Source organism: Pseudomonas sp. MH10, from assembly GCF_034353045.1.
Taxonomy (GTDB): Bacteria; Pseudomonadota; Gammaproteobacteria; order Pseudomonadales; family Pseudomonadaceae; genus Aquipseudomonas.
Genome location: NZ_CP133783.1, coordinates 2832922 through 2846210, shown reverse-complemented (window position 1 = coordinate 2846210; position 13289 = coordinate 2832922). Strand labels below are relative to the sequence as shown.

The following is a 13289-nucleotide window of genomic DNA, read 5'->3' as shown; positions in this document are numbered from 1 at the left end:
CATCTTTAGACGGTTTGGCACCATGAAAGGGCGTTTTTCAGCCCCTCACGACGGTTAAAGCGACTTAGGCTGAGTCACTCGATCTACCAGATAAACCAGCCCGTGGTAATCGATGCCGCCATGTTGGGACAGCCCGATTTCACACGTGCGGCTGGTTGAAATGCCTTCGTTGCAGAACTGCACTGCTTCTTTCAGCGTACGCAACGAGTGCGCGTTCAGTTCCGGCGTGGTGAAGCCTTTGTCGCCAGCGAACCCGCAACAGTGAATGCCTTCGGGAATGACCACGTTGACGCTGCACAACCGTGCCAATTCGATCAATGCCTGACTTTCGCCCAAGTGCTGGGTGCTGCAGGTCACGTGTACGGCAATCGGCTCTTGCTGTGGCGTGAAGTGCAATTTATCCAGTAGGTGGGTGCGGATGAAACGCACGGGGTCATACAGATCCAGGCGTGTGTCTTTGAGGTCCTGGACCAGGCGCAAAGTGCAAGGGCTGGTGTCGCAATAGATCGGGTCGAGCCCGCCACGGCTGGCCGTTAACAAGGCGGTGAGCAGTTCTTGGCGTTTGTGTTCGGCCTGTTCGTTATAGCCTTTGGACGCAAACGGCTGGCCGCAACACAGGCTGTCTTGATTGTCCGGGAACACCACCTGATAACCGGCTTTTTCCAGCAAGCCTTGGGTTTTTTCCAGCAGCGACATTTGTTCGCTATCGCTGGCTGCCGGGCCCATGACCCGCGAGACACAGGCTGCCAAATACACAACCCGAGGACGCAGATCGGTCACCGGCGGACTGAAGCGAATCGCCCGTTCCGGTTGCGGCATGGCGGCGGTCCACAAGGGCACACGTCCGTCTGATGCTTTGGTCAGCGCAGCAGAGAGTTTTGCCAGGCGGGGTGCGCCCAGAAACATTCTTGCGCCGTTGGCCACGTGCAGGGTAAAGCGTGCGCCTTGCAAGGTGGTTTTGAAATGCTCGGCCAACCAATTGGCGGTTTTGCCATGGGTGGCGTCTCGACTGCGCAGCTTCTTGACCAGCTCACCGGTATTGATCCCCACCGGGCAACGTTGCGCACACAGGCCAGTGGCCGCGCAGGTGTCGATGCCTTGGTAGTGGTAGTCCCGTTCCAGCTCGGTGGTGTCGATGCCTGCGCGTTTCTTCGCTTGAATATCACGCCAGATAACGATGCGTTGCCGTGGGCTGAGTGTCAGTCCCTTTGACGGACACACCGGCTCACAAAAACCACACTCGATGCATTTGTCGACGATTTCGTCCGCAGCAGGCAGCGGCTTCAAATGCTTCAAGTGAATCTGCGGGTCATTGCTCAACACGACGTCCGGGTTAAGGATGCCGTTAGGGTCGAGCAGGCGTTTGAGTTGCCACATCAATTGATAGGCATCGCTGCCCCATTCCAGCTCAACAAACGGCGCCATGTTGCGACCGGTGCCGTGCTCCGCCTTCAATGAGCCGCCAAACTCCACGGCCACCAACTGCGTGACGTCTTCCATGAAAGCCTGATAGCGCGCGACTTCCACGGGGTTCTCAAAGCTTTGGGTGAAGACGAAGTGCAGGTTGCCTTCCAGCGCATGGCCAAACAGGATCGCCTCGTCGTAATGGTGTTTCTCGAACAGCCCGATCAAGCGCCGGACGCCAATCGCCAACTGCTCGACCGGGAAGGTCACGTCTTCGATGATCACCGTGGTGCCGGTTTTACGCACCGCGCCGACGGCCGGAAAGGTGTCTTTGCGGATGGCCCACAGGCGCGCGTTTTCCAGCGGGTCTTCGGTGAAATCGACCTGCTTCTCCACCGCAAACGCGGTCAACGAGGCCATGATCTGGACGAGTTGTTCGTGCAGCAGCAGTTGCGACGCTGCGCGGGACTCGATCAGCAAGGCGCAGGCGTTTTCCGACAGCTCACGTACGAACCCAGGCATGCCCGGTTTGTTCTGCACCGAGCGCATGCTCCGGCGATCCAGCAGCTCGACAGCGGCCACCGGCTGGGTTTTCAGAACGGTTACCGCGTTGCAGCAGGTCTCGACGTCTGGGAACACAATCAGGGCTGACGCTTTAAACGGATGATCGATAACGGTGTCGTAGGTGACGGCGCTGATAAATCCCAGCGTGCCTTCGGAACCGACCAGCAAGTGGCTGAGAATATCCAGCGGTTCGTCGAAATCCACCAGCGCATTCAGCGATAGACCGGTGGTGTTTTTCAGCCGGTATTTGTGGCGAATTTTTGCAGCTAATTCAGGGTTGGCTCGGGTCTCGCGGCCCAATCGCGCGAGGTTTTCCAGCAGGTCTGAATGGCTGTCGCGAAACGCGGCGACACTGCCTGCGTCCTCAGTGTCCACTCGGCTGCCATCCGCCAATACCAAGCGAATGCCCGCCAGGGTGTAATAGCTATTTTGCGCGGTGCCGCAGCACATGCCGCTGGAATTGTTAGCAACGATGCCGCCGATTTTGCAGGCGTTTATCGACGCTGGGTCCGGGCCGATTTTGCGTCCGAATGGCGCGAGCCAAGCGTTGGCCTGAGCGCCGATAACGCCGGGTTGCAAACGAATCTGCGTGCCTTGCCCGCGAATCTCTCGACCGTTCCAGTTGTCTCCCAGCACCAGTAACACCGAGTCACTGATGGCTTGGCCCGACAAACTGGTGCCCGCCGCACGGAATGTCACCGGAACACGTTCGGTCTGGGCCAGTTTCAGCAGTGCTACCACTTCGTCTTCGGACTCGACGCGGATCACCAGTTTTGGGATCAGCCGATAAAAGCTGGCATCGGTGCCGAAGGCGAGCGTCGACAACGGATCGTCGAAGCGCCTGTTCTGCGGGATCAGTCGTTCGGCTTCGCGCAAAAATGCGGCGGGCAGACTCATGCGTCCTCCAAAATCAGTACGATCAAGTCTTTCGGGCCGTGGGCGCCGTAAGCCAGGATTTGTTCGATGTCAGCGGTTTTCGACGGGCCGGACACCAGCAGGGCATTGGTCGGCATGTTGTCCGCCCACTGCTGCTTTTGCTGGACCTGATAAAAGTTCTCGTAAATCTCGCTGGCCTTGAGCAGGGCGAAATGCACGGGTGGTACCAAGCTCATCAGGCGTGGCTCTTCGCGGGTCGGCCAGATAATCAGGCTGCCCGTCGCGGCAATCGCGCCCAAAGTCGTCGTGAAACTGGCCGGGGTGTCATCGAACAACTCGGTTTTCCAGGCTTCTATGGGCTGGTCATAAGCCTTGAGCGGCGGCAGTTCAGGGTGGATCGACCAGTGCTCGCTGATCCGCCGACCGTGGGGCGTTTCAGGGGCTATCAGCAGGCTCGGCAATTGCCGGTCGCTGACCAACTTCCCGAGCAACTGCGGCCATGCGTTTTCGGTGCTGAGGTGGATTTCGGTATGCACCGCCTCCATCAGTTTGCGCAGTTGCGCGACCCGCAGCTCGGGGGCGTAGCTCCACGGCGTGGTGACCAGGTCTTCGTCGAAATTATCGGCAATCGGCGTCGCGCCGGTCAGGCTGTTACGCAGCTTGTTAAGGATGTTCTGTCTGGCGCTCATTATTTGTTCTCACCCTGTTTGGCCAAATGCTCGCGGGCCAGTTCATGCAATGAGCGCGCAGCCGGTTTCGGCGCGCTGTGATTTTGCGTCCAAGGGCCGATGTTGCCAGGCGTCAGGTTGCGCAAGCGGGTGGCGAAGAAACCGAATGCGCGGTAAATCATTGGCGAGCTGTTGAGCCATGCCCAAGCGTTCCAGACGAAGCGTTCTTTGCGCGAGTATTTGCTGCCTTGGCCGCGCATGACTTTGTGCGGGTCGTCCGGGGATTTGACGTTTTCTTCCCGCAGGCGACGCAACAATGCCGGGATCGGGATTTTCACCGGGCACACTTCGCCGCACGCGCCACACAGCGACGAAGCGCTTGGGTGATCCGGGACTTTCTTCAGGCCGACCATGTGCGGCGTGATGATTTTGCCGATCGGGCCGGGGTAAACCTCGCTGTAGGCGTGGCCGCCGATGCGGGTGTAAACCGGGCAATGGTTCATGCACGCGCCGCAGCGGATGCAGTTCAGCGTCTGGCGCAGTTCACTGTCGGCAAAGGCCTGGCTGCGACCGTTATCCAGCAGCACCAAATGCACTTCTTGCGGGCCGTCCAGTTCGTGGGCTTTGCGCGGGCCGGAGATCATGTTGACGTAAGTGGTGATCGGAATACCCAGCGCCGAGCGGGTCAGCAGTGACAGTAACGGCACCGTGTCGCGTAGGTTTTCCACGACTTTTTCAATCCCGGTGACGGCAATGTGCACCGGCGGGACCGTGGTACACATCCGGCCATTGCCTTCGTTTTCCACCAGCAACAGCGTGCCGGTTTCGGCGATGGCGAAGTTCACACCAGAGACCCCGATGTCCGCTTCAAAGAATTTCTGACGCAGGACCCTACGACCGATCTGGATCAGTTGATCAACGTCATTGGTGTAGTCCACGCCGAGTTTTTCGTGGAACAGGTTGCCCACTTGAACCGCGTTTTTGTGAATCGCCGGCATGATGATGTGCGACGGTTTTTCGTGGTCGAGCTGGACGATGTATTCGCCCATGTCGGCTTCCAGGCACTCGACGCCGCGAGCCTCAAGAAAGTCGTTCATCTCCATTTCTTCGCTGACCATCGACTTGCCTTTGATCACCTGTTTGGCTTCATGGGCCTGGACGATCGAGAGAACAATGGCGTTGGCTTCATCTACTGTTTCTGCCCAGTGCACGATCACGCCGTTGCGGGTCAGGTTGGTTTCAAGCAGTTCCAGCAAGTCGGGCAGTTTGGACAGCGCACGGGCTTTGACCGCATTGCCCAGCTCACGCAGGCGTTCACGTTCGTCGGCATCGCTGAAGGCCACGGCACGCTTGGTCATCAGTGAGTCCATGGCGGTGCGGAAGTTTTTACGCAACTGTGGGTCGCCCAAGGCTTTGTGGGCACGGGTGCGGAAGTCTTCTTCGACTTCGACGACAGGAATTCGCGTATGGGTGTTCATTGCCCACCTCCAGTGCGTTGCCACAGGAAACTGGCCAAGTGCTGGCCGCGCAGTGATTCCCGCTGTTTTTCCAGCGAGCCGTTGATGTTCATCAAGCAGCCGCAGTCGGCCGTCACCACTTGGTGCGCGCCGGACTCTTTCAGCGAGCGGGTTTTGTCCGCCACCATCGCCCCTGAAATGTCTGGCATGCGCACGCTGAACGTACCGCCGAAACCACAGCATTCGCTTTCATGGCCGTGGTCGACCCGCTCCACGTTGCTCATTTGCGAGAGCAGCGTTCTGACGTGCAGGTGGGTGTTCATTTCCCGGCGTGCGGAACAGGACGTGTGCAGTGCGACTTTGGTCGGTGCGCCGTTGTCGTGCAGTTGAACTTTGCACACGAACAGCAGAAATTCGGCCAACTCATAGGTGCGAGCAGCCAGGGCATGGACTTGTTTCAGTGTTTCCGGCTCGTCCTTGAACAAGTCGGGATAGTGCTCGCGCAGCATGCCGGCACAGGAACCCGACGGCACGACAACGGGATAGTCGCCAGCAAATAACGCCAGTTGCGAGCGCGCTACCTCACGGGCCTGGTCGGTATAGCCGGAGGTGTACGCCGGTTGTCCGCAGCAGCTTTGTCCTTGGGGGAACTCAACCCGAATGCCTTCGCGTTCGAGCAAGTGGATCGCGTCCATGCCGGCTTCTGGGTAAAACAGGTCGACCACACAGGTGCCGAACAGGTAAACCCGCTCGGGCTTCACGTCAGGGTATTGGCGTGGTGCGGCGCGTGGCGGTGCGACACGGGTCGCATTCGGCACGGCGTTGTAATAAAGCTCGCTCATCAGGCGGTTTCTCCGGGTGGGCCCGGTTATCCGTCCAGCGCAGCGACTGAAAGATGAATCGCTGAAACTTTCTGCCGCGTTGCAGACCGGGTTATGAATGGTTGGCGCCGGGTGGTTAGTCCGGCGCCAGGTCGTTGCAGGGTGCAGTTACGGGTGGTGCGTCTTGCTATTAATCAGGTACTCAGATCACCAACATGCCGGTGAGCCAGTAAGCCTGGATCAACGTAATGCAACCGACGATGGCAGCAAAGAACAGGCTGTGTTTGAGGGTAAACCTAAACAGGTCGGATTCTTGGCCAACCAGACCGGTAGCCGCGCAAGCGACTGCAATCGATTGTGGCGAGATCATTTTGCCGGTCACGCCGCCCGATGAGTTCGCTGCCACCATGAGCACGTCACTGACGCCTAATTGGTGAGCCGTTGTGGCTTGCAGTGAGCCGAACAGGGCATTGGAAGACGTATCGGAACCCGTCAGGAACACGCCCAGCCAGCCGAGGAACGGCGAGAAGAACGGGAACGCAGCGCCGGTAGATGCCAGTACTAACGCAAGGGTGGTGGACATGCCCGAGTAGTTCATCACGAAGGCAAACGATAGCACCATGCCAATGGAGATGATCGCCCAACGCAACTCCATCAATGTTTCTTTGAACGTGCTCAGACCCGTTTGCGGCTTGATCCGTAGCACAATCATCGACAGCAGCGCCGAGATCAAAATAGCAGTGCCGGAGGCGGCAATCATGTCGAACTTGAACACCGCAGGCATCACGGTTGGGTTGACGACGACCGGTGCGACTTTGTAGACCAGTTGATCAAGGTGCGGGACTGGAATAGCGATGGTCCAGGCTTGCAGCGCACCACCTGCGGCGAACAATGCTTTGAACGGTTTGAGCGTCCAGATAGTGACGACGACGGTCAGAATCAGGAACGGGGACCATGCCTTAAAGATCTGGCCGCCGTTGTATTCCGACGCGATTGAGGTGCGTGGCAGACCAAAGCCGCCTGGGCTGCCGACAACTACTGCCGACGAGGTTGCACCGGCCATGGTGGCACCGGCAGTGCGTTTTGGCTGCCAGACTTTCAGGAACAAGGTCAGAGAAATCAGGCTGGCCAGTGCGGACACGATGTCCGGCAGTTCTGGGCCGATGAAGTTCGACGTAAAGAACTGGCAAACCGCGAAGCTGCCACCGGCAACCAACGCTGCTGGCCAGGTTTCTTTGACGCCGCGCTTGCCGTCCATGATGAACATCAGCCAGAACGGTACGAACAGCGACAGCAGCGGCAATTGACGGCCGGCCATTGCGCCGATTTTGAATGCATCAATCCCGGAAACCTGCCCGGCAACGATGATTGGGATACCCAGTGCACCGAACGCAACAGGCGCGGTGTTGGCAATCAGGCACAAGCCTGCAGCGTACAGTGGGTTGAAGCCAAGACCGACCAACAGTGCTGCGGTAATCGCTACCGGAGCGCCGAACCCTGCCGCACCTTCAAGGAAGGCACCAAAGCAGAACGCGATGAGCAACACTTGTAGGCGTTGGTCATCGGTGATGGTCAGTACAGAACTGCGGATGATTTCGAACTGGCCGCTCTTGACGGTCAGTTTGTAGAGGAATACGGCTGCAACAATGATCCAGGCAATGGGCCACAGGCCATAACCAAAGCCATAAATGGCAGAAGCAATTGCCATGTCAGTCGGCATGTGGAAAGCGAAAATCGCAATCAACACTGACAGCAGCATGGTGATCGTGCCCGCAACGTGCCCTTTAAGCCGAAATACGGCCAGTGCCGCGAAGAAAAACACGATGGGAATGACTGCTGCGATGGCCGAAAGGCCAAGACTGCCAAGTGGGGTGTACAGCTGTTGCCAGGTTTGCATAGGTGGAGGCCCCTAATTATTGTTGGTCAGGCCCGGTGCCCTGTGTCGCTTGTAGGTCGCATGTTGATTCGGGCCAGCAGTGAGCATAGCTGCCATCGAACCGATGCTGACAAACGAGTTGCGCAGTTCACCAGTCAAACCTTTCGTTATGGCGAAAGGCATTGCGACGCCGTGGAGAGTGTCCTTCGAACGTCGGCATTGGATAATTGGTAATACCAATTTACAATGTCTGGGCGCTAGGTTAGAAGCGTTACTACGGGTGTGTCAATTTGCCCTGCTAATACTTTCGTCGATTTACTGAAAATAATCCGCTGATGGGCTGTTTTCGGTGGTTTCTGAAGGGTGCCAGCGCTGTGGCTATCGGCGAGAATAGGCAATCTCGGTAAATGTCCGGGGGTTTGGAGAGCGTTATGGGGTTTGATCAGGTGCGTCAGCGGCGTTTGTCTGACGATATTGTCGAACAACTCGAAGGAATGATTCTTGAGGGCACCTTGAAGTCGGGCGAGCGCTTGCCTGCCGAGCGTGCCTTAGCTGAACAGTTTGGTGTGTCTCGCCCGTCTTTGCGTGAGGCAATCCAGAAGCTCACCGCTAAAGGGCTGCTGATCAGTCGTCAGGGCGGCGGTAATTATGTGGTCGAGAATCTTGGGTCCACGTTTAGCGATCCGTTGCTGCACTTGCTGGAAAGCAACCCAGAGGCTCAACGTGATTTGCTTGAATTCCGGCAAACGCTCGAAGCGTCGTGCGCCTACTACGCTGCTCAGCGTGCCACCGACCTTGATCGCGATCGTCTGAGGGCGGCATTCGAGTTGCTGCAAAGTTGTTATTCTCGGGTCGGCGAGGTTAGCCGTGCCGAAGAGGGCGAAGCCGATGCCAATTTCCACTTGGCTATCGCTGAAGCCAGCCATAACGCGGTTCTGCTGCACACGATTCGCGGCTTGTTTGATTTGCTCAAGCGTAACGTAGTGACCAACATCGGCGGCATGTACAAGCAGCGCACCGAGACCCGCGACATGCTGATCAATCAGCACCGTGAGTTGTACCTGGCGATCATCGAAGGTCGGGCGGACGACGCCCGCGAGGTTTCCAGTCGTCATCTGTTGTACGTTCAAGAGGTGCTCGAAGAGGTGCGGCAACAAGTGCAGCGAACGGCGAGGGCGGAGCGGCGCAAGGGGGTTTGAGGAAAATCAGGGTTGTCTGAGCTGACGCTTTCGCGAATGAATTCGCTCCCACACAAAGACGCAAATCTACTGCGGGAGCGAATGCATTCGCGAAGGGTGCAACACGGTTCTGCGTCGAACTCAGTCGTCCTTACCCTTGCTCCGAACCGCACGTTGCAGCTCGCGGTCAGAGTCGCGCTCACGCTCGGTATGGCGCTTGTCGTATTCCTTCTTGCCTTTGCCCAGCGCGATTTCGCACTTGATCAAATGCGCTTTCCAGTAAATGGAAAGGGCTACGCAGGAATAGCCTTTTTGCTGGACCGCCGTGTTGAGCTTTTCGAGCTCTCGGTGGTTGAGCAATAGTTTTCGGGTACGTGTCGGGTCAGCGATGACGTGTGTACTAGCGGTCGTCAACGGCGAGATATGGCTACCCATCAGCCAAGCCTCACCGTCCTTGAGCAGCACATAACTGTCGACCAACTGCACCTTGCTGGCACGCAGACTTTTTACTTCCCAGCCAGCCAGGACCAGACCGGCCTCGAACTTGTGTTCGATGAAGTAATCGTGACGCGCTTTTTTATTTTGCGCGATGGTCCCTGTGGGGTGTTTCTTGAGCTTAGCCATAGGGGACGCAGTATAGGGAGTCAGTGCGCTGTCGGCTACGGTGAACCTGCGTGCTTGAGCACCTTGATTGAATCCCGGACAATGTGCGCTCGATATTCATCCATTGCTCCAGTGGTTTGAGCATTGCACGTTGGCATCAGGCCAAATTTTCGTGAATGATGCAGACGCAATTTATTTGGAAGTGACGCTGACATGACTACCCATATTCAACGTTCAGCCCTGCTGCCTTACCCGGCTCAGGCGCTTTATGACTTGGTAAACGATGTCGCTCACTACTCGGAATTTCTGCCGTGGTGTTCTTCGGGCGTGGTACTGGACGTCAGCGATGTGCACATGCGCGCCCGGGTAGAAATCGCCAAAGGGGGGCTGAGCCAGCATTTTGTGACGCGCAACACGCTGGTGGCGGGGCAATCGATTGAGATGAATCTGGAAGAGGGGCCTTTCAGTCAGTTGCATGGCGTCTGGACGTTCAAGCAGTTGGGTGAGAAGGCCTGCAAGATTAGTCTCGATCTGTCGTTCGATTACGCGGGGCCGATCATCCGGGCGACCTTGGGACCTTTGTTCAATCAAGCGGCCAACACCTTGGTCGACGCGTTTTGTCAGCGGGCAAAACAACTGCATGGCTGAGGCAATGATCACAATCGAGGTGGTCTATGCCGCTATCGATCGGCAAATGCTGCTAAGTCTTGACCTGCCCGCCGGAACCACGGTGCGCAGTGGGTTGTTCGCGTCCGGCATTGGTAAACACTTTCCCGAGCTGGACCTGATGCACTGTCCGGTAGGAATATTTGGCAAAGTATTGAGCGGCGCGGATACCCACGTACTGCAGGCCGGTGATCGAATCGAGATCTACCGACCGCTGCTGGCTGACCCGAAAGAAATACGTCGGTTGCGCGCTGCCAAAGCGGCGTTGGCCAAGAGTAAGGGCGATACACCGTAGGTCGCCTGGATTTACCGATTATCGGCAGACGTAAAAAAGCCCGGCGAACCGGGCTTTTTTATGGGTGTTGCGGCAACGTCACTGTGGCGACGTTTGCAGCGGTACCTGGGTCGGCACCGGTACGGACTCGACTTTATCCACATCATTTTGGATCTGTTCAAGCAACGAGCCCGGTTTTGGCGGCTCGTCGGCTTTAGGTGTTTCACCCTTGCCTGGCTCTACAGTCGTGTCGCTGTGCTTGCCAAGAATGGCTTCGTCACGGCTTACGCCCGGCTTGAAATCACCGGAAAGACTGGCCAGTTGGTCATTGGCATTAAAAATAAGCGTCATGCGCTCCTGTTGGCGTTCACCACCCCCAGGCTGCAGGCTATAAAGATAATCCCAACGATCCGTATGGAAGGTGTCAGTCAGCAAGGGATTGCCCATAATAAACCGTACTTGCCGACGGGTCATTCCCGGGCGTAACTGGTCTATCATGTCCTGCGTGACGACATTGCCTTGCTGGATGTCGATTTTGTAAACCCCGGGGATTGAACAACCGGCGAGTGCGATCAGTCCCACGAAGGTGAAACTGGCTAGCAGGAGCTTGGTGTTTTGCATCGGTGGGCGACTTCCACTATCTTGGCTGGGGGAAACAAAACCCCGATCATACCCGCAATAAGAGAAGCTGCGAAGCAGCATCCGCGAGAAAGCTGACCATGGTTGAAAATAGCGAACTACGCAAAGCCGGACTTAAAGTGACCCTGCCACGGGTCAAAATTCTACAGATGCTCGATTCCGCCGAGCAACGTCACATGAGTGCCGAGGACGTTTACAAGGCGCTTATGGAAGCCAACGAAGATGTTGGCCTGGCCACGGTTTACCGTGTACTGACTCAGTTCGAAGCTGCTGGATTGGTGGTTCGCCACAATTTCGACGGCGGTCATGCTGTATTCGAACTGGCTGACGGCGGCCACCACGACCACATGGTCAACGTGGAATCCGGTGAAGTGATCGAATTCTTCGAAGAAGAAATCGAAAAGCTCCAGAAAGGGATTGTCGAAAAGCATGGGTACGAGTTGGTGGACCACAACTTGGTGCTCTACGTGCGCAAGAAGAAGGTTTAACCCTTCCGGCAGCTACGACAAAGGCGACCCCAGGGTCGCCTTTGTGCTGTCTGGTGTTCAGCTTTTTGGCGTTCAAACCTTAGCGGTGATAACCATCTTTTTCGCGTGGGCAAGGGATTCCTTGGTCAGGTCGATGCCGCCGAGCATGCGTGCCACTTCTTCGATGCGTTCATTCTTACTCAGCTTTGACACCGCGGTGCGTGTCACTTCGCTGTCGCGCACTTTATGCACGAACAGATGTTGGTGGCCCTGCGCAGCCACTTGCGGCAAGTGGGTGACAGTCATCACTTGTCCGCGGTCGCCTAAACGACGCAAGAGCTGGCCAACGATTTCTGCGGTAGGTCCACCAATTCCGACATCGACTTCGTCGAATACCAGCGTCGGCACCCGCGAGGTTTGCGCGGTAATCACCTGAATTGCCAGGCTGATACGGGACAGCTCGCCACCCGAGGCCACCTTGGCCAATGCTTTGAGCGGCTGACCTGGGTTGGCGCTGACCAATAGCTCGACCTGTTCCAGGCCATTGGGCAGCAACTCTTTGCCGGTGTTGGGCCGTAGTTCGATGCTGAACCGTCCGCCGGGCATCCCGAGCCGTTGAATTTCCTGCTCGACGGCCGACGCAAGGTTTGGTGCCGAGAGTTGACGCAGGTCACTCAGTTCCCGCGCCTTGTCCTGATAATGACGGGCATAGGACGTCAATTCATTTTCGAGACGTTCAATGGATTCATCGCTTGCGTTGAGCGAATCAATCTCGTCCAGTAGCCGTTGCTGGAGCGCGGCAACATCCGTGGGTTGAATGCGGTGTTTGCGTGCCAGGGTGTAAATGATATCCAGGCGCTCTTCCAACTGCTGAAGGCGCGCCGGATCGGCATCAAAATGGTCCAGAAAGCGATTCAGTTCGCCCACGGCTTCTTCAACCTGAATCTGCGCACTGGACAGCATGCTCGCGGCTTCACTCATGGCGGTCGGCGAGCTGGTGACAGCGCTCAAGCGGTTCAGGCTGGCAGTCAGCGCAGTCAAGACATTGCCTGAGTCGTTTTCACTGCATTGCTCAACGACCTGTCGGCAAATGCTCAGCAGGCTTTCGGCGTTGGTGAGGGTTTTGTGTTCTTGCTCTAACTGCTCCAGTTCGTTTTCACCAAGACCCAGGCTTTCCAGCTCTTCAAGCTGGTAGCTGAGCAGTTGATGACGCGAGCGTTGTTCGTCGCCGGAGTTGGACAGTCGTTCCAGCTCTTGTCGCGCCTGACGCCAGCGTTGCGCCGCCAGCTGGACCTGCCGGGCAAGGTCGTTGGCACCCGCGTATTCGTCGAGTAAACGGCGGTGGGTGTCAGGTTTCAGCAGTGATTGATGTTCATGCTGGCTATGAATGTCGATCAGAAATTCGCCGAGCGCCTTCAAATCACCTTGGGGGCAGGGCGTTCCATTGATATAGGCGCGCGAGCGACCTTCGGCGGTAATCACCCGGCGCAGGATGCACGGACCCTCGTTGTCCAGGTCACGCTCTTGAAGCCAGGCGCGCGCTTCGGGAATGTCGGTCAGGTCGAACGTGGCAAGAATATCGGCTTTGTCAGCGCCGGGGCGGACCACGCCACTGTCGGCGCGGTCGCCCAGCGTCAGGCCTAGCGCATCGAGCATGATCGATTTGCCGGCGCCGGTTTCGCCAGTAATGACACTCATGCCTCGGTCCAGCTCGAGATCGAGATGTTCGACGATGGCATAGTTATGAACGGACAGGTGCACCAGCATAGAGGCGGCTCCCAAGCAATTTGTCTGGT

At 57.2% G+C, this 13289-nt stretch carries 12 protein-coding genes; 4 read left to right on the top strand and 8 right to left on the bottom strand.

All coding sequences use genetic code 11. The features are described from left to right. Window positions 1–54 precede the first annotated feature (54 nt). The 5 genes from RHM59_RS12755 to RHM59_RS12735 form a co-directional block, all read right to left on the bottom strand. On the bottom strand, window positions 55–2865 hold the full coding sequence (locus RHM59_RS12755) for an FAD-binding and (Fe-S)-binding domain-containing protein (protein WP_322224164.1): 2811 nt from the start codon (window positions 2863–2865) through the stop codon (window positions 55–57). Next, complete coding sequence (locus RHM59_RS12750) at window positions 2862–3533, bottom strand: lactate utilization protein (protein ID WP_322224162.1); 672 nt, start codon at window positions 3531–3533, stop codon at window positions 2862–2864. Before RHM59_RS12750 ends, RHM59_RS12755 begins: the two co-directional genes overlap by 4 nt. Beyond that, window positions 3533–4990, bottom strand: coding sequence for a LutB/LldF family L-lactate oxidation iron-sulfur protein (locus RHM59_RS12745; RefSeq protein ID WP_322167605.1), 1458 nt, complete (start codon window positions 4988–4990; stop codon window positions 3533–3535). The genes RHM59_RS12750 and RHM59_RS12745 overlap by 1 nt, the downstream gene beginning before the upstream one ends. Further along, window positions 4987–5811, bottom strand: coding sequence for a (Fe-S)-binding protein (locus tag RHM59_RS12740; protein ID WP_322224160.1), 825 nt, complete (start codon window positions 5809–5811; stop codon window positions 4987–4989). Before RHM59_RS12740 ends, RHM59_RS12745 begins: the two co-directional genes overlap by 4 nt. 181 nt (window positions 5812–5992) lie before the next feature. Further along, window positions 5993–7687, bottom strand: a complete 1695-nt coding sequence (locus RHM59_RS12735; protein ID WP_322167607.1) for a lactate permease LctP family transporter — start codon at window positions 7685–7687, stop codon at window positions 5993–5995. A 410-nt stretch (window positions 7688–8097) separates the two neighbouring features. Here RHM59_RS12735 and RHM59_RS12730 point away from each other — a divergent pair, with 410 nt between their 5' ends. Next, the gene (locus RHM59_RS12730) at window positions 8098–8865 is read left to right on the top strand and encodes an FCD domain-containing protein (RefSeq protein WP_322167608.1); all 768 of its coding nucleotides are present in this window, start codon (window positions 8098–8100) and stop codon (window positions 8863–8865) included. A 120-nt stretch (window positions 8866–8985) separates the two neighbouring features. On the opposite strand, the gene smpB is transcribed toward RHM59_RS12730, so the two are convergent. After that, the gene (smpB, locus tag RHM59_RS12725; RefSeq protein ID WP_322167609.1) at window positions 8986–9468 is read right to left on the bottom strand and encodes an SsrA-binding protein SmpB; all 483 of its coding nucleotides are present in this window, start codon (window positions 9466–9468) and stop codon (window positions 8986–8988) included. A gap of 192 nt (window positions 9469–9660) precedes the next feature. Here smpB and RHM59_RS12720 point away from each other — a divergent pair, with 192 nt between their 5' ends. Together RHM59_RS12720 and RHM59_RS12715 are read left to right on the top strand one after the other, a co-directional pair. Continuing rightward, window positions 9661–10095, top strand: a complete 435-nt coding sequence (locus tag RHM59_RS12720) for a type II toxin-antitoxin system RatA family toxin (protein WP_322167610.1) — start codon at window positions 9661–9663, stop codon at window positions 10093–10095. Then, the gene (locus RHM59_RS12715; protein WP_322167611.1) at window positions 10088–10408 is read left to right on the top strand and encodes an RnfH family protein; all 321 of its coding nucleotides are present in this window, start codon (window positions 10088–10090) and stop codon (window positions 10406–10408) included. The genes RHM59_RS12720 and RHM59_RS12715 overlap by 8 nt, the downstream gene beginning before the upstream one ends. A 78-nt stretch (window positions 10409–10486) precedes the next feature. Here the strand turns inward: RHM59_RS12715 and RHM59_RS12710 are convergent, their stop codons facing one another. Then, window positions 10487–11008 (bottom strand): outer membrane protein assembly factor BamE, encoded by a 522-nt coding sequence (locus RHM59_RS12710; RefSeq protein ID WP_322167612.1) that lies wholly within the window; start codon window positions 11006–11008, stop codon window positions 10487–10489. 98 nt (window positions 11009–11106) lie between these two features. On the opposite strand from RHM59_RS12710, the gene fur reads away from it, so the two are divergent. Further along, complete coding sequence (fur, locus tag RHM59_RS12705) at window positions 11107–11514, top strand: ferric iron uptake transcriptional regulator (protein ID WP_297836013.1); 408 nt, start codon at window positions 11107–11109, stop codon at window positions 11512–11514. Between the two features lie 72 nt (window positions 11515–11586). Here the strand turns inward: fur and recN are convergent, their stop codons facing one another. Beyond that, entirely contained in the window at window positions 11587–13260 is a 1674-nt protein-coding gene (recN, locus tag RHM59_RS12700; protein WP_322224158.1) for a DNA repair protein RecN, read from the bottom strand. Window positions 13261–13289 lie beyond the last annotated feature (29 nt).